The following is a 19,612-nucleotide window of genomic DNA, read 5'->3' on the forward strand; positions in this document are numbered from 1 at the left end:
ATGTCGGGTCATTCAAAATGGGCAAGTATAAAACACTCTAAAGGAAAAGCAGACAAACAGAGATCTAAAGTATTTTCAAAATTATCTAAAGAGATAAGTGTAGCAGCAAAACTAGGTGATAAAGATCCTGCGATGAACCCAAGACTTAGGTCTGCAATTCAAGCAGCAAAGTCAGCTAACATGCCAAAAGATAATATTGAAAGAGCTATTGCCAAATCTTCTGCTAACTCTGAAACAAATTATGAAAATTTAAGATATGAAGGATTTGGTCCAGATAAAATAGCTGTGATCGTAGAAGCGTTAACCGACAATAAAAACAGAACAGCTTCTAATGTTAGATCTATATTTGTAAAAAGTGGTGGCAATTTAGGGACCCAGGGTTCTGCTTCACATAACTTTAATCAGTTAGGGATTATCAAAATAGATAAAAAAGAAATCTCAGATGAACAAATTTTTGAACTAGCAATTGAATCTGGTGCAGATGAGTGTATTTCAAATGATGAATTTCATGAAATTCAATGTCCTATGAGCGAAATTTATAATGTAAAAAAAAACTTAGAAAAAACAATTGCAAATTTTATTTCAACGGAGATTGAATGGGTTCCCTTAAATAGTGTAGATGTTGAAAAAGATAAAGTGGAAGCAGCAATAGAGTTTTTAGAAACATTAGAAGATGATGATGATGTTCAAAGTGTTTATTCAAACATAAACTTTAATAATAGTTAATGCTTATTATTGGAATAGATCCAGGAATAACAGGTTCTATTTGCTTTTTTCAAGATGGCAAAATAATTGATGTCATTGAAATGCCAAATATGCCAGAAGGAAAAAAAAATAAAAAACAGGTTAATGGCGCTCAAATTTATTATGAAATTTCTTCAAGAATTAAGGATATAAAAAAGGAAGATATCAAAGTTATAATTGAACAAGTATCAGCTATGCCGGGTCAAGGTGTTACTAGTATGTTTAATTTTGGACAATCATTTGGTATTTTAAAAGGGATCTGTTCTGCAATGCAATTACCAATGTACTTTGTAAGACCGGCAAAATGGAAAAAATATTTTAATCTTATTAATTCTGAAAAAGATGCCAGCAGAACAAAAGCAATAGAGGTATTTCCTTACTTTTCATCAGAATTATCAAGAAAAAAAGACTCAAATAAAGCTGATGCAATATTAATTGCTAGCTTTTATTACGAAACCTATAAATTAGAAGAATAAATTAAGATTTTAAAAGTCAAATTCATGACACATTTTAGTGTGAAACCTTAAATATGGAAGCAGATATTTCATCTCAAGCAGTAGGCCTTGCCTCAAATACAGATTTTTCTTTGTGGAGTTTATTCTTAAGAGCAGACCTTGTTGTAAAGTCAGTAATACTTATGTTGATTGGTTGTTCTATATACTCATGGGCTGTTATTATCGAAAAATTTAGGTTATTTAAAAAAATCAATCTAGAATCTGAGGAATTTGAGGAAAAATTTTGGAAATCAAAATCGGCAGAAACCTTTTATAATAGTTTGCCAGCTGATGTAGAGAACCCAACAGCCTCATTGTTTAAAGATACTATGCAAAGTTTATTAAAAGCCAAAAGTAAATCTAACCTAAATGAAAGAATGGCAAGCATACTTGAGGTTAATATTGAAAAACAAATTTCAAAAATAGATAAAGGTTTTACATTTTTAGCAACAGTTGGCTCAACAGCACCTTTTATAGGTTTGTTTGGAACTGTATGGGGAATAATGAACTCATTTCAATCTATAGCAATCTCAAGAAATACAAGTTTGGCGATTGTGGCACCAGGAATAGCAGAAGCATTATTTGCAACTGCTCTTGGATTATTAGCTGCAATACCTGCAGTTGTTGCTTACAATAAATTTAATAACGACTCAAAAAAATATTCACAAAGATTAGAAAATTTTTCTAAAAGATTTTTATCAATAATATAAAATGACTTTTAAACTCAATCGTTCATCCAAAGAACCTATGAGTGAAATTAATGTTACTCCTTTTGTGGATGTAATGTTGGTATTATTAATTATATTTATGGTAACGGCACCATTATTGACAGTTGGAATACAAGTTGATCTACCCGAAAGCTCTGCAGATTCATTGCCTGAAGAATTAGAGCCGTTAACATTATCTATAAATTCTAAAGGTGAAATATTTATACAAGAATCTAAAGTTGAATATGATAAAATAATAGCAAAAATTTTAGCTGTATCTAAAAATAGAACAGATACTAGAATTTATGTACGAGGTGATAAATCAATAAACTATGGTAGAGTTCTAGAAATAATGGGGATGCTATCTGGTTCTGGCTTTACTAAAGTAGCATTAATTTCTGAACCATATAAAGAGAGATAGTTAAAGTGAATAGAAATATTGTCATTTCTTTTGGGCTTCATATATTTCTTGTAATAATTACAGCTATGAGCTTACCATTTCTTGCTAAAAAACCGATTGATCTTCCTCCAATTATATCTGTTGAACTCATTCAAATCACAGACAAAACCAATATTCCTTTTGCACCTAAAGCAAAAAAAATAATAGAGAAGGTTAAAGAAAAAGAAAAAAAATTAGTTTCTGAACAGGCACCACCAAAAAAAATAAAAAAACAAAAGCCAGATGCCGTTCCACTTCCAGATGAAAAAATAAAAAAAATTAAAAAAATTAAAGATGAAAAACAAAACCCCGAAAAAGAAGAGACAGAAACTAAACAAATTTCAGAATTTGAAAAAAAAGAATTATTTGACACCAATAGTATTGCCGCATTAATTGATAAATCTAAGGCTGAGAGTGCGGAAACAAATAAAAAATCTGATAAAGTTACCCAAGATCAAGATAAAGAAATGGATTTTGCTGGATTAACCCTAAGCGAAGAAGATGCTCTAAAAGCTCAAATTTTTGGATGCTGGAGTATTCCTCTGGGGTTACCGTTTAATGAAGATTTATTAGTTAGAATTAAGTTACAATTAAAGCCGGATGGTTCTATTATAAAAACTGAGATTCTTGATCATGCTAGAATGAATAGGCCTGGACAAGGATTTTATAAAGTATTAGCTGAAAGTGCATTAAGGGCTGTAAAACTTTGCCAACCTCTTAGAGTGCCTAGTACAGGTTATGAAAGATGGAAAAATATGCAGCTAAACTTTGATGCTAGAGAAATGTTAGAAGGATAAAAATGTTATTAAGATATTTATTTATATTATTTATTATTCCCATTAAAGCTTTTGCTTTAATCGAAGTTGATATTACTAGAGGAAATTTAAATCCACTACCAGTTGCTGTATCCCCTTTATCAATAGATAATGAATCAAAAGAAAATTTTAAAAAAATTTTGAAAAAAGAAGATCTTGGATCAGAAATTTCAATAATTGTAGAAAATAATTTAAGACAATCTGGTCTATTTAATCCACTAAATAAAGATGCATTTCTACAAGAGCCAGATGTAGCCAATTTAAAACCAAGGTTTGAGGATTGGAATTTAATTAAAGCACAAGCTTTAGTAACAGGCAAGGTCACGTTTGTAGATGAAAAGCTAAGAGTAGAATTTAGATTATGGGATGTTTTAGCTGGAAAAGAAATGATGGCTTTAGCATTTACTACAATTCCTAGTAACTGGAGAAGAGTAGGTCATATCATAACTGACAAAGTTTACGAGCGTTTGACTGGTGAAAAAGGTTATTTTGATACTAGAATAATTTATATTGCTGAAGAAGGCCCAAAGACTAACAGAATAAAAAAATTAGCAATAATGGACCAAGATGGTTTTAATAATAAATATTTAACTCTTGGAAATGAATTGGTTTTAACACCAAGATTTAGCCCAACTAATCAAATGGTTACATATCTTTCTTATTTTAGAAATTTACCTAGGGTATATTTATTAGACATAGAAACTGGAATGCAAGAAGTAGTTGGAGATTTTCCTGGAATGACATTTGCCCCAAGGTTTTCACCTGATGGAAAAAAAATAATAATGAGTTTTGCTAAAGATGGTAACTCTGATATTTATACGATGGATCTTGAAAATAGAATTGTTGAAAGAGTTACCAATCATCCATCAATTGATACATCACCCTCTTACTCACCAGACGGAAAACGAATTACTTTTAACTCAGACAGAAGTGGCTACCAACAGATTTATGTAATGGATAGTAATGGAAAAAATGTTAAGAGAATTTCATTCGGAAATGGTTTGTATGGAACCCCAGTGTGGTCTCCAAGAGGTGATTTAATTGCATTTACTAAGCTTCATAAAGGAAAATTTTATATTGGAGTAATGAGAACGGATGGAACTGGTGAAAGACTATTAACAGAGAATTTTTATCAAGAAGCACCGTCATGGTCTCCAAATGGAAGAGTGCTGATTTTTTATAGGGAGACCAAAACCAACTCAAAAGGAGAGGGGTTTTCAGCTAAATTATGGTCTATTGATTTAACAGGATATAATGAGAAGATGGTTGAAACTGAAACAGATGCATCTGACCCATCCTGGTCATCATTATTAAGTGATTAATAGTTAAATTACTTGATTTTTTAGCTTGAAACATTTAATTAGTTATGAAAAAGTAAGTAAATCAAATAAGATTTAAGGAGTAACAATGAACTTAAGTAAAATTTTAAAAAATGCATTTCTAATTATATTGGCAAGTATAGTCTTAACCGCTTGTGCAACACAAAAAAAATCCACAACAGGGCAACTCCAAGGAGATGTTTATACTGGAACAGATTCTATTGAATATTTAGCATCTGGTGTTCCAGATAGAGTTTTCTTTGCAACAAATGAAACTGTACTTACAACAGCTTCAAGAGAAACTTTAAGAAAACAAGCCGCATGGTTAAGAAAAAATTCAGATATTAATGTTGTTTTAGAAGGTCACGCTGATGAAAGAGGTACAAGAGAGTACAACTTAGCATTAGGTGAAAGAAGAGCTAATTCAGCAAAAGACTATTTAATGACTTATGGAATTTCTTCAAATAGAATTTCTGTGCTAAGTTATGGTAAAGAAAGACCGGTAGATTCTGGATCTAGCCCTTTAGCTTGGTCTAAAAATAGAAGATCAGTTACTGTTAAAGCTAACTAATCAATTTAAGTAATTTATAAAAGACCCTATCACAATTGTGTATAGGGTCTTTTTTTTGCCATCATTATAATTACTACTCAATTTATTATGCTTAATTATAAAAAGATAATTCGATTAAAGTTAATATTAGTATTTATATTTTTCCCAAATATTATCTTTGCAGATAACCACAATATAAATGAAATTTTAGAATTAATTCAAAAGGATTTAAAAACTTTAGAAAAAGCTGTTTATTCAGAATCAATTAATTCAAATAGTCAAAAAAGCACAAATGAAAATTCTGAAGATGTTTTAACAAGGCATCTTTTAAAATTATCTGATGTTGAAAAACAATTTCAAGAGCTTACTAATAAGTTTGAAGAAATTAACTTCAAGTTAGATAAATTATCAAATAGACTTTCTAAGGTTCAAGCAGATAATCAAATCAGGTTTCAAGATGTTGAAAATGTTTTGTCATCTGGAGAAGTTGAAAAAAAATTAACCGCAATACCAAAAGAACAAGTAGACAAAACTTTACCAGGCTCCTCACAACCACAAGACTTAGGATCTATTTCATATAAAGATACAGAAAATGGAGAAACTACTCAACAAATACAGTCTGTAGAAACCACTTCATCTATAGTGACAGAAAATTTTGAGTCAGAAAAAAATATACTTCCAAATACCTCTCCAGAAAAACAATATGAATTTGCAACTAGTTTTTTAAAAGTAGGTGATTATAGCACTGCGGAAAGAGCATTTAGAGAATTTGTAATAAATAATTCAGAGCATAAATTGGCAGGCAATGCTCAATATTGGTATGCTGAAACGTTTAGAATAAGACAGCTTTATACAGATGCAGCTACAGCTTATCTTGAAGGATATCAAAAATATCCAAAAGGTGAGAAGGCTCCTATAAATTTATTAAAACTTGGTGTATCAATGGTTCAAATAGGAGAAAAAGAGCAAGGTTGTAAAATGATTGTGGGTGTTGAAGAACAATATCCTAAAGCAAATCAATCTGTGCTTCAAAAAGCAAAATATGAATCAAAAAAGTTTGAGTGCTCTAAACAAAACTCATAGACAAATTCTTAGTTTTTTAAAAAATCAAAAAATCTCAAAAGTTTATAATGAATTCTCTTCTTCTTTAAGTACCAGAGAAAATTTAGCTGTAGCTGTTTCAGGTGGACCGGACAGCTTGGCGCTAGCTTACTTAGCTAAATGCTATTCAATAAAAAATAAAATAACAGTTAATTTTTTTTTAGTTGATCATAACCTCAGACCCGAGTCGACAAAAGAAGCTGCCTCAGTAAAAAAAATTTTACGAAAAATTGGGATCACATGCAAAGTATTAAGCTGGAAAGGTAAAAAACCTTCTAGAAATATTCAATCTTTAGCAAGAGATGCAAGATATTCTTTACTGGCAAAAGAATGTAAAAAAAATAATATTAAGCACTTATTGTTAGGACATCATTCAAATGACCTATTTGAAAATTTTTTAATTAGAGTGGTTAGAGGAAGTGGGTTAAATGGACTGGTATCTTTTAACAAAAGTGTAAAATATAAAGATGAAGATCTAAATATTTTAAGACCATTACTCAACTTAGAAAAAAATGATTTAATTAATATTTCTAAAATAGTATTTAAGTTTTTTATTAAAGATCCATCAAATATCAACGAGATATATAAAAGAACAAGAATTAGAACTTTATTAGAATCTCTTGAAAAAGAGGGATTGGATTTAAAAAAACTTAAATTAACCATCGATAATTTAAGAGACTCAGACAAGTCAATAAAGTTTTATGTTAAAAAAAATTTGGAGGATAATTCTGTACATATTAAAACAAAAGGTACTTGTATTTTAAATCATAATTTTTTTGATCAATCGCATGAAGTTGTTTTTAGATCTTTGACATTTGTTATCCAAAAAATAGGAAAAAAATACTATCCTGTTAGAGGAAAAAGTATCAATGAACTGATTAACCAAATTACTCTCAAGAAGTTTTCGAAAATAACTTTAGGGGGCTGTTTTGTTGAAAGTGTTAATGAGACCATACTGATATCAAGAGAAAACACTAATAAAGTTAAAGTTTTGTAACAATTTGACACTTGTTTAATTAATAATAATTATTATCTTATAAGTATGAATATGAAAAATTTAGCCATGTGGGCAGTAATTGTTTTTTTAACAATAGGCCTTTATAATATGTTTAAGAACCCTCAAGCTAATGTGGGCAAGGGCAATTCTATTATATTTTCAGAATTTTTATCAGAAGTTGATAATGGTGGAGTTATAAAAGTAGATATTCAAGGAAACAATATTAGAGGAGTGCTAGCTAATGGAAATACTTTTTCTACTTATTCACCAAATTATCCAAATTTAATTGAGAAGCTATCTGAAAAAGGTGTAAGTATATCAGCTGCTCCTTTAGAAGATAAGATGCCTTCTTTGTTTGGAGTTTTATTGTCGTGGTTTCCAATGTTGTTACTAATTGCTGTTTGGATTTTCTTTATGAGACAGATGCAGGGTGGCAAAGGTGGAGCTATGGGTTTTGGAAAATCCAAGGCTAAATTGATGAATGAATTAAAAGGCAAGGTTACCTTTGATGATGTTGCTGGAGTAGAAGAGGCTAAAGAAGAAGTTGAAGAAGTTGTCCAATTTTTAAAAGATCCTAAAAAGTTTAGTAGACTTGGTGGAAAAATACCAAGGGGATGTTTGTTAGTTGGTCAACCCGGAACAGGTAAGACTTTACTTGCTAGAGCTATTGCTGGAGAAGCGGGAGTTCCATTTTTTACTATATCAGGATCAGATTTTGTTGAAATGTTTGTAGGTGTTGGAGCCTCAAGAGTTAGAGATATGTTTGAGCAAGGTAAAAAAAATTCACCCTGCATTATTTTCATAGATGAGATAGATGCCGTTGGAAGAAGTAGGGGCGCTGGTCTTGGTGGAGGTAACGATGAAAGAGAACAAACTTTAAACCAATTATTAGTTGAAATGGATGGCTTTGAAACGAATGAAGGTGTAATAATTATTGCAGCTACAAATAGACCTGATGTATTAGACCCAGCATTATTACGACCTGGTAGATTTGACAGACAAGTAGTTGTTGGACTTCCAGATATAATAGGAAGAGAAAAAGTATTAAAAGTGCATGTTAAAAAAATTAAAATGGCACCTGATGTCAATTTAAGAACAGTAGCCAGAGGAACTCCTGGTTTTTCAGGTGCAGATTTAGCAAATATAGTTAATGAAGCAGCATTACTTGCTGCAAGAAAAAATAAAAGACTAGTTACTCTAACTGAGTTTGAAGAAGCAAGAGATAAAGTGATGATGGGATCAGAAAGAAGATCCATGGTAATGACTGAAGAAGAAAAAACATTAACAGCTTACCATGAAGCTGGACATGCTATAGTAACTATTAACGAGAATGCAGCTCATCCAATTCATAAAGCAACAATCATTCCAAGAGGTCGAGCCTTAGGAATGGTTATGCAGCTACCTGAGAGAGATCAGCTATCTCAAACAAGAGAACAGCTTCATGCTCAATTAGCTATAGCTATGGGTGGAAGAGTAGCAGAAGAAATCATATTTGGTGAAGATAAAGTTACAACTGGTGCATCTAGTGATATTGAACAAGCGACTCAAAGAGCAAGAGCCATGGTAATGCAAGCAGGCCTTAGTAAAGAGTTGGGACCAGTTGCCTATGGTTCGAATGAAGAAGAAGTATTTTTAGGCAGATCTGTTGCTAGAACTCAAAATATGTCTGAAGAAACTTCAAAAAAAGTAGATGCAGAAATTAGAAAAATTGTAGATAAAGGTTATGAAAGAGCAAGAACAGTTTTAACTGAAAAAATTGATGACTTGCATAAATTAGCTAAAGCTCTTTTAACATATGAAACACTTTCAGGTGAAGAAATAGAAAACTTGATAAATAAAAATATATATCCAAGCAATAAAGAAGATTTAAAAGTTGAAGATGAAGATAAAGGCTCAGCTTTAAGTTCAATGGGTCTTAAGCCAAAAATAGTTCATTAAAATTAAATGATAAAATATTACACAAGAGTGTGTAATTTTGCTTACGGTAAATCTTCAATTGAATTAGTTAGAAAAAAAAAAAATCTCCCACTAAACGGTAATAAGAAAATTTCATTTGGACAAATTGAAATCCTTACACGAACTTCAATCAAAGTAATTGACCTTAAGGATATAAAAAAATTACCTAAATTACTAAAAGAAAAAATTAATAAGGATATTAAGATTATTGTTAAAAAAAATAAAAATTTTTCTTTTTTAAATTTTAATAAAATTCCTAATATAATGGGTATATTAAATTTAACGCCAGATAGTTTTTCTGATGGTGGAAAGTTTAACAAAAAGAAAACAGGAATATCCCATGCAAAGAATTTATTTAAATCTGGAGCAGACATTATTGATGTTGGTGGAGAGTCAACGAGACCTGGATCTAAACCTGTTAGTAAAAAAGAAGAATGGAATAGAATAAAGGAAACATTAAAAGATGTTAATAAAAAAATTCCACTATCATTAGATACAAGAAAATCAGAAATTATGAATAAAGGGATTCAGTTAGGAGTTAAACTTATAAACGATGTTTCAGGGCTAAGTTATGACTCTAAAACAGTTGAGGTATTGAAAAAAAATAAAACTCCATTTGTAATTCAACATTCACAAGGTACACCAGAAAAAATGCAAAAAAATCCTAAATATAAAAATGAACTATTAGATATTTATGATTTCTTTGAAAAAAAGATTAAATTTTTAATATCTATGGGTATAAAACACAATAATATCATTATTGATCCAGGGATTGGCTTTGGAAAAAATTTGAAACATAATATGAATTTAATTAAGAGTGTTTCTATTTTTCATACTCTTGGTTTTCCTATATTACTTGGGCTTTCTAGAAAAAGATTTATTAAGGATTTATCTGGAAAAAATGATAGCAAGGAAAGGTTAGGTGGAACAGTAGCCTCTTCCCTATACGCAATAATGCAAGGAGTTCAAGTTCTAAGAATTCATGACGTGAATGAATTAAGACAAAGTATAAAGGTATTTAAAGCATTAATAAAAAACTGATGGCAAAAAAGTATTTTGGAACAGACGGAATAAGAGGTGCCGTTAACAGTAAAAATATTAATGGAGACATGTTTTTTAAATTTGGTCTTGCAACAGGTACTTATTTTAAAACTCAAAAAAAAAAGAAACAAATAGCAATAATTGCTAAAGATACCAGACTATCAGGATATAGTTTAGAGCCTGCTTTGGTATCAGGGCTTACATCGGCTGGTATGCACGTTTATACATTAGGCCCACTTCCAACCAATGGCTTAGCAATGTTAACAAAGACCATGAAAGCTAACATGGGAATTATGATTACAGCATCTCATAACCCATATCATGACAATGGGTTAAAGTTATTTGGACCCGATGGTTTAAAACTTTCAAATAAGATTGAAAAAAAAATTGAAACTTTAATTGATCAAAAAATTGAAAAGTCTTTATCTAAGCCAAAAAAATTAGGTCGTGTAAAAAGGTTAGAAACTGCAAATAAAGATTATATAAAAATTTTAAAAAGTAATTTACCAAAAGATTTTAACCTTAGAGGTTTAAGAATAGTGATTGATTGTGCAAATGGGGCTGGATATAAGGCTGGGCCTGAATTGTTAAAATCTTTAGGTGCCAAAGTATTTTCGATTGGAATAAACCCCAATGGTCTTAATATTAATAAAAATTGTGGCTCTACTTTTCCAAATAAATTTAGGTTAGCAGTAAAAAAATATAGAGCACACATAGGAATTTCGCTTGATGGAGATGCTGACAGAATTATTATGTGTGACGAAAAAGGTACTGTAATTGATGGAGATCAAATAATTGCTGCAATAGCAATGAGATGGAAAAGAAAAAAAATGTTAAGAGGAGGTGTGGTTGGCACTTTAATGTCTAACTATGGACTAGAAAAATTTTTTAAACTACATAATATAAAATTCTTAAGATCAAATGTAGGAGACCGTTTTGTAAAAGAGAAAATGCAAAAAAATAATTTTAATTTAGGTGGTGAACAATCTGGGCATATTATCTTAGGTAAATTTGCAACTACTGGAGATGGCTTATTAGTCGCTTTAGAAGTTTTATTTTCATTAAGAAAAGGAAAAAAAGCTAGTAGTTTTTTTAATACCTTTAAGAAAACTCTACAAATATTGGAAAATATTGACGTTAAAGATAAAAGTATAATTAAAAATATTGATATCAAGAATTCTATAAAATTAGCAGAAAAATTAATTAAAGGACAGGGTAGAATATTAGTTAGAAGCTCAGGAACGGAATCTAAAATTAGAGTAATGGGAGAGAGTGATAATAGTAGATTGCTTCAAAAATGTTTGAAAATTGTATTAAAAAAAATTAAATAAATTGAAACCAAAATCTAAAATATTAGTTATTGCAGGATCAGACTCATCTGGTGGTGCTGGTATTCAAGCTGACATTAAAACTATCACTGCTTTAGGTTCGTATGCAATGACAGCAATAACAGCTGTTACAATCCAAAATACAACAGGTGTAAAATCAATAGTGCCAATTGATCCAAAAGAAATTTCTAATCAAATAGAATTTACCTCAAAAGACATTAAACCTGATGCTGTAAAAATTGGAATGTTACATTCTACAAAAGTAATAAAATCAGTAATTCACTCACTAAACCTTATTAAAGTTAAAAAAATAATTTTAGATCCTGTTATGGTTGCTAAAGGTGGTGCAAAACTTATTGATGATAAAGCAATTCAATTATTAAAAGATGAACTAATTAAAAAAGTTAGTTTAATAACTCCCAATATTCCAGAAGCTGAAATATTAACTAAAACTAAAATAAGAACAAAAGAAGATATGATTTTTGCTGCCAGTATATTAATCAAATTAGGCGCAAAAAATGTTTTTATAAAAGGTGGTCATTTAGAATCTAAAATTGTTCAAGATATTTTTGTAAATAAAAATGAAATTTTTATTATAAAAAATAAAAGAATTACAACCAGGAATACACATGGTACTGGTTGTACTCTTTCTTCTGCTATTACCACATTCTTTTCATGTGGAAAAACCTTAAAGAGATCTTGTGAGCTTGCAACTAAGTATGTACACAATTCAATAAACTCAAACCTTAAATTTGGTAAAGGTCATGGACCTATCAACCATTTAAGTTCAGTAACAATAGAAAAAAAATTTAGATAATGAAAAATGTTGTAGTTGTTGGATCTCAATGGGGTGATGAAGGAAAGGGTAAAATAGTCGACTGGCTATCAGACCAAGCAGATGTTGTTATCCGTTTCCAAGGAGGGCACAATGCTGGACACACATTAGTAATTGATGGAATAACTTATAAATTAAGATTACTGCCTTCTGGGATTGTAAGAAAAAATAAAATTTCTATTATAGGGAATGGAGTCGTTGTTGACCCTTGGGCACTATTAGAAGAAATAGAAGAAATTAAATCTAAGGGCGTTGAGGTTAATGTAGATAATTTTATAATTTCAGAATCTGCAAATCTTATTTTGCCATTTCATAGAGAGATGGATGAAATAAGAGAAGATGCTGCTGGAAAAGCAAAAATTGGAACAACAAGAAGAGGAATAGGACCAGCCTACGAAGATAAAGTGGGAAGAAGATCAATCCGTGTTATGGATTTAAGATCTGAGACTAATCTAGACCACAGGTTAGAAACAGTACTTCTTCATCATAATGCAATTAGAAAAGGGTTAGGTAAAAAAATTTTTGAAAAAGATAAACTTAAAGAAGAACTTTTAAAGATTGCTCCAGAAATATTAAAGTTTTCTCAACCTGTTTGGCTTAGAATTGATGAATTTAAAAAACAAAAAAAAAAAATATTATTTGAAGGTGCGCAAGGAATACTACTTGATGTAGATCATGGAACGTACCCTTTTGTAACATCATCCAATACTGTTGCATCTGCCGCTGCTACAGGAACTGGTTGTGGTCCTAACTCTATTCATTATGTTCTTGGAATAACAAAAGCCTATACTACCAGAGTTGGTGAAGGACCTTTTCCAACTGAGTTAACAGATGATATTGGAGAATTGCTTGGTTCTAGAGGAAAAGAATTTGGTACTGTCACTAGTAGAAAAAGAAGATGTGGTTGGTTTGATGGTGTTTTGGTTAGACAAACAATTAAAATTTCAGGCATAGATGGAATAGCGTTAACTAAATTAGATGTGTTAGATGAATTAGATGAAATTAAAATGTGTGTTGAATATGAACTTGATGGAAAGAAAATGGATTATCTACCAGCTGCTGTTGAGGATCAGATAAAAATCAAACCAATTTATAAAACTTTCCCTGGCTGGAAAAGTTCTACCCAAGGAATAAAAAATATTGAAGCTTTACCAGAAAATGCCAAAAATTATATTTATGCATTAGAAGATTTTATTGGGACAAAAGTTTCAAGTATTTCAACAAGCCCTGAACGAGAAGATACAATTCTTTTAGAGAATCCTTTTGAAGTTTAATTTACTGGAAGTAAGTTTTTAGATTTAGCAGATAGCAACATATGTTTTTGAAGCTTTTCAAATGCTTTGTTTTCAATTTGTCTAACTCTCTCTCTACTAATTTCGTATTTTTTGCTTAGATCTTCAAGCGTTGTAGGCTCATCATTTAATCTTCTAGAGTACAAAATCTCTTTTTCTCTTTCATTAAGAATTTTTATAGAATCTTTAAGTAAGCTTTGTCTTTGACCCATTTCTTCCTGATGTGCAAATTTAAGATCATGGTCTAGCTCTTTATCTACTAACCAGTCTTGCCATTCGTCACCATCTTCTCCAACTTGAGCATTTAAAGAAAACTCTTTACCTGAAAGTCTTCTGTTCATTGAAATCACTTCATCTTTTTTAACATCTAATTTGTTAGCAATTTCTTCTACATGTTCAGGTCTTAAGTCACCTTCAGACTGAGGAGCGATTCGATTTTTAATTTTCTTTAAATTAAAAAATAATTTTTTTTGTGCAGTTGTTGTTCCTATTTTAACCAAACTCCAGGATCTTAGAATGTATTCTTGGATAGAAGCTCTAATCCACCACATTGCATAGGTTGCCAATCTAAATCCTTTCTCAGGTTCAAATTTTTTAACAGCTTGCATTAATCCTACATTTCCCTCTGAAATCATTTCGTTTACTGGAAGACCATACCCTCTATAACCCATCGCAATTTTTGCAACGAGTTTAAGGTGGCTAGTAACAAGTTTTTCTGCAGCTTTAACATTGCCTGTTGCCTTCCAATTTTTTGCTAGCATATATTCTTCTTCAGCTGCCAACATAGGAAATTTTTTAATCTGCTCAAGATAAGCAGATAAACCACCTTCATTAGATAGTGCTGGAAGATTACTATTTATTGTAGCGCTCATAAGTTTTATTTATTTAGTTAACTATAGTATTATTTCAAGGTTTTATTTGTCACTATTTCTAAGCAATACTAAAATATTTTCAAGTTCTTGTGGCAAAATTGAGGTAAAAGTCATTTCATCATTAGTTTTAGGGTGAATGAAGCCCAGTGTTTGTGCGTGCAGAAATTGTCTATCCAATTTATAAATTAGGTTTTCTAAACTAGTATCGATATTTTTAAGTTTCTTGTATTTTTTTTTATATTTACCATCACCCATAATACTGTTGCCCATATGTGTCATGTGAACTCTTATCTGGTGCGTTCTTCCTGTTTCCAATCTACATTCGACCAAACTTAGTGTGGGTGTTTTATCATTTTCAAAAATCTCTATAGTTTTGTAATTAGTGATTGCTCTTTTACCTTTAGAAGTACTAACCTCCATCATTTGTCTATTTTTTGAACTCCTAGTTATGAAGGTATCAATTTTCCCAGAAGAAGGTCTAAGTTTTCCCCAAATTAAGAGCTGATAAACTCTTGTAATCGTGTGCTCGCTAAATTGATGAGATAAATTTTCATGTGTTACGTTATTTTTAGCTATAACTATTAATCCAGAAGTATCTTTGTCTATTCTGTGCACAATACCAGGTCTTAACTCATCTCCAATTGTAGACAGTGAATCTTTATTGTAGTGCATTAAGGCATTAACAATTGTTTCATCATAATTACCAGCACCTGGATGCATAATTATTCCAGCTGGCTTATCAATTACTAACAAATCATCATCCTCATAAACAATTTCTAATTTAAAATCATAAGGCTTTAAAGAGGCTTCTTTTGGTTCTGGAATTTGAAGATCAATTTTATCACCAGTAGATATTTTTTTTGAAGGACTGTTAACGATTACATTATTTAATTTTAATTTTTCTTTAAGAATTAAATTTTTGATTCTAGTTCTACTAATCAACTCCTCTCTTTTGTTGACGAATACATCAAGTCGAAGGTTATTCTCATCTGTTTCAACTATTAAATTAATGTTTTTTTCCATAAAATGTAATATTAATACTATATGCGCTGCTAGCTCAACTGGATAGAGCACCAGATTTCGAATCTGGGGGTTATAGGTTCGACTCCTATGTGGCGCACCAAAACCAAACTAGATATCTAATACTTTGATGCCCTCCGCAATCTATCATTTATAGCTTTACCAAGACCTATATTGGGAATTTTTTCCACAGCAATTGATTTATAGCCTTCATTTTTTATATTTCTTAGACATGAGTAGAGGTTCTTTGCTGCTTCATCTAGGTTATTTTTAGTAGTTAAATAAAAATAATTTTTGAGTTTAGTTTTTTTTTTCTTAAGCATTATAAAAGCTTCATCATTTTTTGGTTTTGTGACATTCATTCGTAAAGGAATACCAGGAGAATAATGCAAGCGAGATTGACCAGGTGCTATTTTTTTTTTAGGATTAATAGATATACTTATCTTAAAACCCAAAGTTTTTTGAATTTTTAAGATATCTAGACCACCCAATCTTAGTATAGATGGTCTGCCTAAAAGGTTAACTATTGTAGATTCTATTCCAATAGCACATGTACCTCCGTCTAAAATATATTTAATTTTATTACCAAATTCTTCTTTAACATCTTTTGCTTTAACAGCGCTTACTTTTGTTGTGATATTAGCACTGGGCGCAGCTAATGGATAATCTAACTGTTTTAGTAAATTTTTAAATATTGGGTGTTTTGGAAATCTTACTGCTAAACTTTTCTTATTATTGGTAACATATTTAGAAATTTTAGAATCTTTCCTTAATTGTAATATGTATGTTATTGGGCCAGGAGAAAATTTTTTATAAAGTTTAGTAAAATTATCATTTATTAGGCAATCTTTTTTAAGAGAATTGATATCGTGATAATGTACGATTAAAGGGTTGTTTTTTGGTCTTTTTTTTATGTTAAAAATCTTTTTTACTGCTGAATTCTTGTATGCATTAGCTGCTAGACCATAAACAGTTTCAGTAGGTACGCCAATACAGTAATTTTTATTAAGGTATTTTTTTGCTTTTTTGATATTTGATTGATTGGATTTCATGTATTAATAATTATTATTATATGAAAGATAAAAATTTACCACCTGATAATAACACACAGTCTCTTGAGGAACTAACAAAAGAAGCAAATAATATTATTCAATCTTTAGAGTCAGAAAAAGACTTACAGAATTCAATTGATTCATACCAGCGGTTATTAAAATTAAATAATACTATTGAAAAAAAATTCCATAAAACTTCAAAAATGATCAATGAAGAAACAAAAAAAAAAATTAACAATATAAGTTCAAAAAAAAATGCAAAATAAACTTGCTAGAATAGCAAAAGATACAAACTTATTTTTAAAGCGATTTATTAAAAGGCAAAAAAGAACAGAATTAGTTGCAGCTATGGAGTATGGCTTATTTCCGGGTGGAAAAAAAATTAGATCAAAAATTTTAATTGATATAGGAGCTATATTTAAAATTAATTATAAAACATTAATTTCTATTGGTGCTGCAGTTGAGTGCATTCACGCTTATTCATTAATACATGATGATTTACCTTGTATGGATGATGATAAAATACGAAGAGGAAAAATTTCTACGCACATTAAATTTGGAGAATCAACAGCGGTACTTGCGGGAAACTCACTTTTAACAATGGCTTTTGAAATCTTGGTTAGTTCGAACTTAAAGATTAATGAAAAAATAAAAGCAGATCTAGTAAAAAAACTATCTGAGTCTTCTGGACATTTAGGAATAGCTGGTGGACAGTATTTAGATCTTAGTTTTGAAAAAAAAAAAGTTTCTAAAAGTAAAATTATAGAGATGGAAATAAAAAAAACTGGTAAGCTTTTTAGCTTTTGTTGTGCTGTTCCAATTATTATTAAGAGAAAGAATGATAAACAAATAAAGTTTTTTGAAAATATAGGGTCAAATATTGGACTTTTATTTCAAATTGCTGATGATTTAATAGACTTTAAAGGCTCTACAGCCATTGCTGGTAAAATAACAGGCAAAGACAAGAAAAAAGGTAAAGCTACTTTAATCAGTTTACTAGGATACCAAAATGCTATTAAATATGCTGACAAAATTAAGTCTAAAATAATTAAAGATTTAAATAAATACAGTTCAAACACTAATAGTTTAGATGAAACCTTAGATTACATTCTAAAAAGAAATAAATAATGCAAGACTACAAATTTTTAAAAGATATTAATTTTCCTTCTGATTTAAGAAAATTATCAGAGGGTGATCTTCAAGAAGTTTCTAACGAGGTTAGAAAAGAAATGATTGATGCAGTATCTAAAACGGGAGGACATTTAGGGGCAGGTCTTGGAGTTGTTGAGCTAACTGTTGCCTTGCATTACGTATTTGACACTCCAAATGATAGGCTGATTTGGGATGTGGGCCATCAAACTTATCCACATAAAATATTGACTGGAAGAAAGTCAAAAATTAAAACTTTGAGACAAGGTAATGGATTGTCTGGTTTTACAAAAAGATCTGAGAGTGAGTATGATCCATTTGGTGCAGCACATAGCTCAACATCAATATCATCTGCTCTAGGTATGGCTGAAGCAAACAAGTTATCTAATAAATTAAACAATATAATTGCAGTCATAGGAGATGGTGCAATTAGTGCGGGTATGGCATATGAGGCAATGAATAACGCCGGTGCTTCAAAAACTAAAATGATTGTTATTTTAAATGATAACGACATGTCGATTGCAAAACCAGTAGGCGCTATGAGAACCTATTTAGCTAAACTTTTAACAGGTAAAATTTATTTTAGTTTAAGAGAAACGTTCAAATTAATAGTTTCTGCTTTTTCCAAAAGATTTAGTGCAAAAGCTGGAAAAGCTGAGGATTTTTTAAGATCAGCTGTAACTGGTGGTACTCTTTTTAATTCTTTAGGTTTTTATTATGTTGGTCCAATAGATGGACATGATTTGTCCACACTCATACCAATTCTAAAAAATGCAAGAGACTCAAAGCATCAAGGTCCAATCATGATTCATGTAAAAACTCAAAAAGGTAAAGGCTATTCTTATGCTGAAAAAGCTAGTGATCATTATCATGGTGTTTCAAAATTTAATGTTGTGACTGGAGAACAAGTGAAAAGTGGAACAAACCTTCCGGCTTATACAAAAGTTTTTGCAAATACTTTAGTCAAACATGCAGAAAAAGATAGTAAAGTTGTAGGAGTTACTGCTGCAATGCCAGGTGGAACAGGTATGGATATTTTTGCTAAAGAGTTTCCAAAAAGAATGTTTGATGTTGGAATTGCCGAACAACATGGCGTTACTTTTGCTGCAGGGTTAGCCACTGAAGGTTATAAGCCATATGTTGCAATCTATTCGACTTTTTTACAAAGAGCTTATGATCAAGTGGTTCATGATGTGGCTATTCAAAGTTTACCTGTGAGATTTATAATAGATAGAGCAGGCTTAGTAGGTGCTGATGGATCAACTCATGCTGGCTCATTCGATATTACTTATCTTTCTACTCTTCCTAATTTTATAGTAATGGCACCAAGTGATGAATCAGAACTAGTTAAAATGATAAATACCTCGACAATTATTAATGATAAACCTTGTGCTATTAGATACCCAAGAGGAACTGGTATTGGAGTGGAATTACCATCAATAGATGAGAAAATAGAGATTGGAAAAGGAAGAGTTATTCAAGAAGGTAAACAGGTTTGTATCTTAAGCATAGGAACTAGATTGGAAGAATGTAAAATTGCAGCTGTAGAATTAAAGAATAAAGGAATTGAATCAACAATAGTTGACGCTCGTTTTGCTAAACCTTTGGACCAAGAACTTATTTTAAAGTGTGCAAGAGAACATGAGGTAATGATTACCGTAGAAGAGGGCTCTATTGGAGGTTTTGGCTCTCATGTAGAAAATTTATTATCAGAAAAAGGTATATTTGATAAAGGTTTAAAATTTAGAGCCATGATATTACCTGATATTTTTATTGAACAAGATAGTCCAAAAAAAATGTATGATGTTGCTGGTCTTAATGCATCTCAAATATCAAAAAAAATACTAGATATTTTATTTACAAAAGAGTCGATAAAAGTAGTTAAAAATTAAATTTAAAAA

General features: G+C 30.6%; 20 protein-coding genes and 1 tRNA gene. 18 read left to right on the top strand and 3 right to left on the bottom strand.

Going from position 1 to position 19,612, the window contains the following annotated elements; translation table 11 throughout:
* From ABXT61_RS01005 to ABXT61_RS01070, 14 genes are all read left to right on the top strand, one after another.
* Nucleotides 1–726: a YebC/PmpR family DNA-binding transcriptional regulator gene (locus ABXT61_RS01005; protein WP_415315464.1), complete on the top strand. Its 726-nt coding sequence runs from the start codon at nt 1–3 to the stop codon at nt 724–726.
* Nucleotides 726–1,220: a crossover junction endodeoxyribonuclease gene (locus ABXT61_RS01010; protein ID WP_415315465.1), complete on the top strand. Its 495-nt coding sequence runs from the start codon at nt 726–728 to the stop codon at nt 1,218–1,220. Before ABXT61_RS01005 ends, ABXT61_RS01010 begins: the two co-directional genes overlap by 1 nt.
* Nucleotides 1,221–1,273: 53 nt before the next feature.
* Nucleotides 1,274–1,948 carry a protein TolQ gene (tolQ, locus tag ABXT61_RS01015; protein WP_415315466.1) on the top strand — a complete coding sequence of 225 codons (675 nt, stop codon included), beginning with the start codon at nt 1,274–1,276 and terminating at the stop codon, nt 1,946–1,948.
* A gap of 1 nt (nt 1,949) precedes the next feature.
* The gene (gene tolR / locus ABXT61_RS01020) at nt 1,950–2,366 is read left to right on the top strand and encodes a protein TolR (RefSeq protein WP_415315467.1); all 417 of its coding nucleotides are present in this window, start codon (nt 1,950–1,952) and stop codon (nt 2,364–2,366) included.
* A 5-nt stretch (nt 2,367–2,371) separates the two neighbouring features.
* Nucleotides 2,372–3,181 (top strand): cell envelope biogenesis protein TolA, encoded by an 810-nt coding sequence (locus ABXT61_RS01025; RefSeq protein WP_415315468.1) that lies wholly within the window; start codon nt 2,372–2,374, stop codon nt 3,179–3,181.
* A gap of 2 nt (nt 3,182–3,183) precedes the next feature.
* Entirely contained in the window at nt 3,184–4,521 is a 1,338-nt protein-coding gene (gene tolB, locus ABXT61_RS01030; RefSeq protein ID WP_415315469.1) for a Tol-Pal system beta propeller repeat protein TolB, read from the top strand.
* Nucleotides 4,522–4,606: 85 nt separating this feature from the next.
* Nucleotides 4,607–5,089: a peptidoglycan-associated lipoprotein Pal gene (gene pal, locus ABXT61_RS01035; protein WP_415315470.1), complete on the top strand. Its 483-nt coding sequence runs from the start codon at nt 4,607–4,609 to the stop codon at nt 5,087–5,089.
* Between the two features lie 87 nt (nt 5,090–5,176).
* Nucleotides 5,177–6,151 (top strand): tol-pal system protein YbgF, encoded by a 975-nt coding sequence (ybgF, locus tag ABXT61_RS01040; RefSeq protein ID WP_415315471.1) that lies wholly within the window; start codon nt 5,177–5,179, stop codon nt 6,149–6,151.
* Complete coding sequence (gene tilS, locus ABXT61_RS01045) at nt 6,111–7,166, top strand: tRNA lysidine(34) synthetase TilS (RefSeq protein ID WP_415315472.1); 1,056 nt, start codon at nt 6,111–6,113, stop codon at nt 7,164–7,166. The genes ybgF and tilS overlap by 41 nt, the downstream gene beginning before the upstream one ends.
* 51 nt (nt 7,167–7,217) lie before the next feature.
* A complete protein-coding gene (ftsH, locus tag ABXT61_RS01050; protein WP_415315473.1) occupies nt 7,218–9,104 on the top strand; it encodes an ATP-dependent zinc metalloprotease FtsH in 1,887 nt (628 codons plus the stop codon).
* Nucleotides 9,105–9,110: 6 nt separating this feature from the next.
* Nucleotides 9,111–10,163, top strand: a complete 1,053-nt coding sequence (folP, locus tag ABXT61_RS01055; protein ID WP_415315474.1) for a dihydropteroate synthase — start codon at nt 9,111–9,113, stop codon at nt 10,161–10,163.
* The gene (gene glmM, locus ABXT61_RS01060) at nt 10,163–11,494 is read left to right on the top strand and encodes a phosphoglucosamine mutase (RefSeq protein ID WP_415315475.1); all 1,332 of its coding nucleotides are present in this window, start codon (nt 10,163–10,165) and stop codon (nt 11,492–11,494) included. The genes folP and glmM overlap by 1 nt, the downstream gene beginning before the upstream one ends.
* A gap of 1 nt (nt 11,495) precedes the next feature.
* Nucleotides 11,496–12,308, top strand: a complete 813-nt coding sequence (gene thiD, locus ABXT61_RS01065; protein WP_415315476.1) for a bifunctional hydroxymethylpyrimidine kinase/phosphomethylpyrimidine kinase — start codon at nt 11,496–11,498, stop codon at nt 12,306–12,308.
* Nucleotides 12,308–13,600, top strand: a complete 1,293-nt coding sequence (locus tag ABXT61_RS01070) for an adenylosuccinate synthase (protein WP_415315477.1) — start codon at nt 12,308–12,310, stop codon at nt 13,598–13,600. Before thiD ends, ABXT61_RS01070 begins: the two co-directional genes overlap by 1 nt.
* Here the strand turns inward: ABXT61_RS01070 and rpoH are convergent.
* Together rpoH and ABXT61_RS01080 are read right to left on the bottom strand one after the other, a co-directional pair.
* Nucleotides 13,597–14,490 carry an RNA polymerase sigma factor RpoH gene (gene rpoH / locus ABXT61_RS01075; RefSeq protein ID WP_415315478.1) on the bottom strand — a complete coding sequence of 298 codons (894 nt, stop codon included), beginning with the start codon at nt 14,488–14,490 and terminating at the stop codon, nt 13,597–13,599. The genes ABXT61_RS01070 and rpoH overlap by 4 nt on opposite strands.
* A 42-nt stretch (nt 14,491–14,532) precedes the next feature.
* Nucleotides 14,533–15,513, bottom strand: a complete 981-nt coding sequence (locus ABXT61_RS01080; RefSeq protein WP_415315479.1) for an RluA family pseudouridine synthase — start codon at nt 15,511–15,513, stop codon at nt 14,533–14,535.
* 23 nt (nt 15,514–15,536) lie between these two features.
* On the opposite strand from ABXT61_RS01080, the gene ABXT61_RS01085 reads away from it, so the two are divergent.
* Nucleotides 15,537–15,613: transfer RNA gene (locus tag ABXT61_RS01085), tRNA-Arg, on the top strand.
* A gap of 16 nt (nt 15,614–15,629) precedes the next feature.
* Here ABXT61_RS01085 and ABXT61_RS01090 read toward each other — a convergent pair.
* Nucleotides 15,630–16,562 (bottom strand): L-threonylcarbamoyladenylate synthase, encoded by a 933-nt coding sequence (locus ABXT61_RS01090; protein WP_415315480.1) that lies wholly within the window; start codon nt 16,560–16,562, stop codon nt 15,630–15,632.
* Nucleotides 16,563–16,582: 20 nt separating this feature from the next.
* On the opposite strand from ABXT61_RS01090, the gene ABXT61_RS01095 reads away from it, so the two are divergent.
* From ABXT61_RS01095 to dxs, 3 genes are read left to right on the top strand one after another with little or no spacing between them, the layout of a single operon-like run.
* Nucleotides 16,583–16,828 (top strand): exonuclease VII small subunit, encoded by a 246-nt coding sequence (locus ABXT61_RS01095; protein WP_415315481.1) that lies wholly within the window; start codon nt 16,583–16,585, stop codon nt 16,826–16,828.
* Nucleotides 16,818–17,690, top strand: coding sequence for a polyprenyl synthetase family protein (locus ABXT61_RS01100; protein WP_415315482.1), 873 nt, complete (start codon nt 16,818–16,820; stop codon nt 17,688–17,690). Before ABXT61_RS01095 ends, ABXT61_RS01100 begins: the two co-directional genes overlap by 11 nt.
* Entirely contained in the window at nt 17,690–19,603 is a 1,914-nt protein-coding gene (gene dxs / locus ABXT61_RS01105) for a 1-deoxy-D-xylulose-5-phosphate synthase (protein ID WP_415315483.1), read from the top strand. The genes ABXT61_RS01100 and dxs overlap by 1 nt, the downstream gene beginning before the upstream one ends.
* The last annotated feature ends 9 nt before the right edge of the window (nt 19,604–19,612 follow it).

Origin of the sequence: Candidatus Pelagibacter sp. Uisw_137 (genome assembly GCF_047720245.1) — a bacterium.
Taxonomy (GTDB): Bacteria; Pseudomonadota; Alphaproteobacteria; order Pelagibacterales; family Pelagibacteraceae; genus Pelagibacter.

Excerpts from the sequence above, each read along its gene's own strand:
- ABXT61_RS01010 (WP_415315465.1), top strand. The coding sequence starts at position 726 with ATGCTTATTATTGGAATAGATCCAGGAATAACAGGTTCTATTTGCTTT.
- ABXT61_RS01090 (WP_415315480.1), bottom strand. The coding sequence starts at position 16,562 with ATGAAATCCAATCAATCAAATATCAAAAAAGCAAAAAAATACCTTAAT.
- ABXT61_RS01100 (WP_415315482.1), top strand. The coding sequence starts at position 16,818 with ATGCAAAATAAACTTGCTAGAATAGCAAAAGATACAAACTTATTTTTA.
- ABXT61_RS01070 (WP_415315477.1), top strand. The coding sequence starts at position 12,308 with ATGAAAAATGTTGTAGTTGTTGGATCTCAATGGGGTGATGAAGGAAAG.
- tolB (WP_415315469.1), top strand. The coding sequence starts at position 3,184 with ATGTTATTAAGATATTTATTTATATTATTTATTATTCCCATTAAAGCT.
- ABXT61_RS01005 (WP_415315464.1), top strand. The coding sequence starts at position 1 with ATGTCGGGTCATTCAAAATGGGCAAGTATAAAACACTCTAAAGGAAAA.
- ABXT61_RS01095 (WP_415315481.1), top strand. The coding sequence starts at position 16,583 with ATGAAAGATAAAAATTTACCACCTGATAATAACACACAGTCTCTTGAG.
- rpoH (WP_415315478.1), bottom strand. The coding sequence starts at position 14,490 with ATGAGCGCTACAATAAATAGTAATCTTCCAGCACTATCTAATGAAGGT.
- tilS (WP_415315472.1), top strand. The coding sequence starts at position 6,111 with ATGAATCAAAAAAGTTTGAGTGCTCTAAACAAAACTCATAGACAAATT.
- ABXT61_RS01080 (WP_415315479.1), bottom strand. The coding sequence starts at position 15,513 with ATGGAAAAAAACATTAATTTAATAGTTGAAACAGATGAGAATAACCTT.
- glmM (WP_415315475.1), top strand. The coding sequence starts at position 10,163 with ATGGCAAAAAAGTATTTTGGAACAGACGGAATAAGAGGTGCCGTTAAC.
- pal (WP_415315470.1), top strand. The coding sequence starts at position 4,607 with ATGAACTTAAGTAAAATTTTAAAAAATGCATTTCTAATTATATTGGCA.
- dxs (WP_415315483.1), top strand. The coding sequence starts at position 17,690 with ATGCAAGACTACAAATTTTTAAAAGATATTAATTTTCCTTCTGATTTA.
- ybgF (WP_415315471.1), top strand. The coding sequence starts at position 5,177 with ATGCTTAATTATAAAAAGATAATTCGATTAAAGTTAATATTAGTATTT.
- tolR (WP_415315467.1), top strand. The coding sequence starts at position 1,950 with ATGACTTTTAAACTCAATCGTTCATCCAAAGAACCTATGAGTGAAATT.
- ftsH (WP_415315473.1), top strand. The coding sequence starts at position 7,218 with ATGAAAAATTTAGCCATGTGGGCAGTAATTGTTTTTTTAACAATAGGC.
- tolQ (WP_415315466.1), top strand. The coding sequence starts at position 1,274 with ATGGAAGCAGATATTTCATCTCAAGCAGTAGGCCTTGCCTCAAATACA.
- folP (WP_415315474.1), top strand. The coding sequence starts at position 9,111 with ATGATAAAATATTACACAAGAGTGTGTAATTTTGCTTACGGTAAATCT.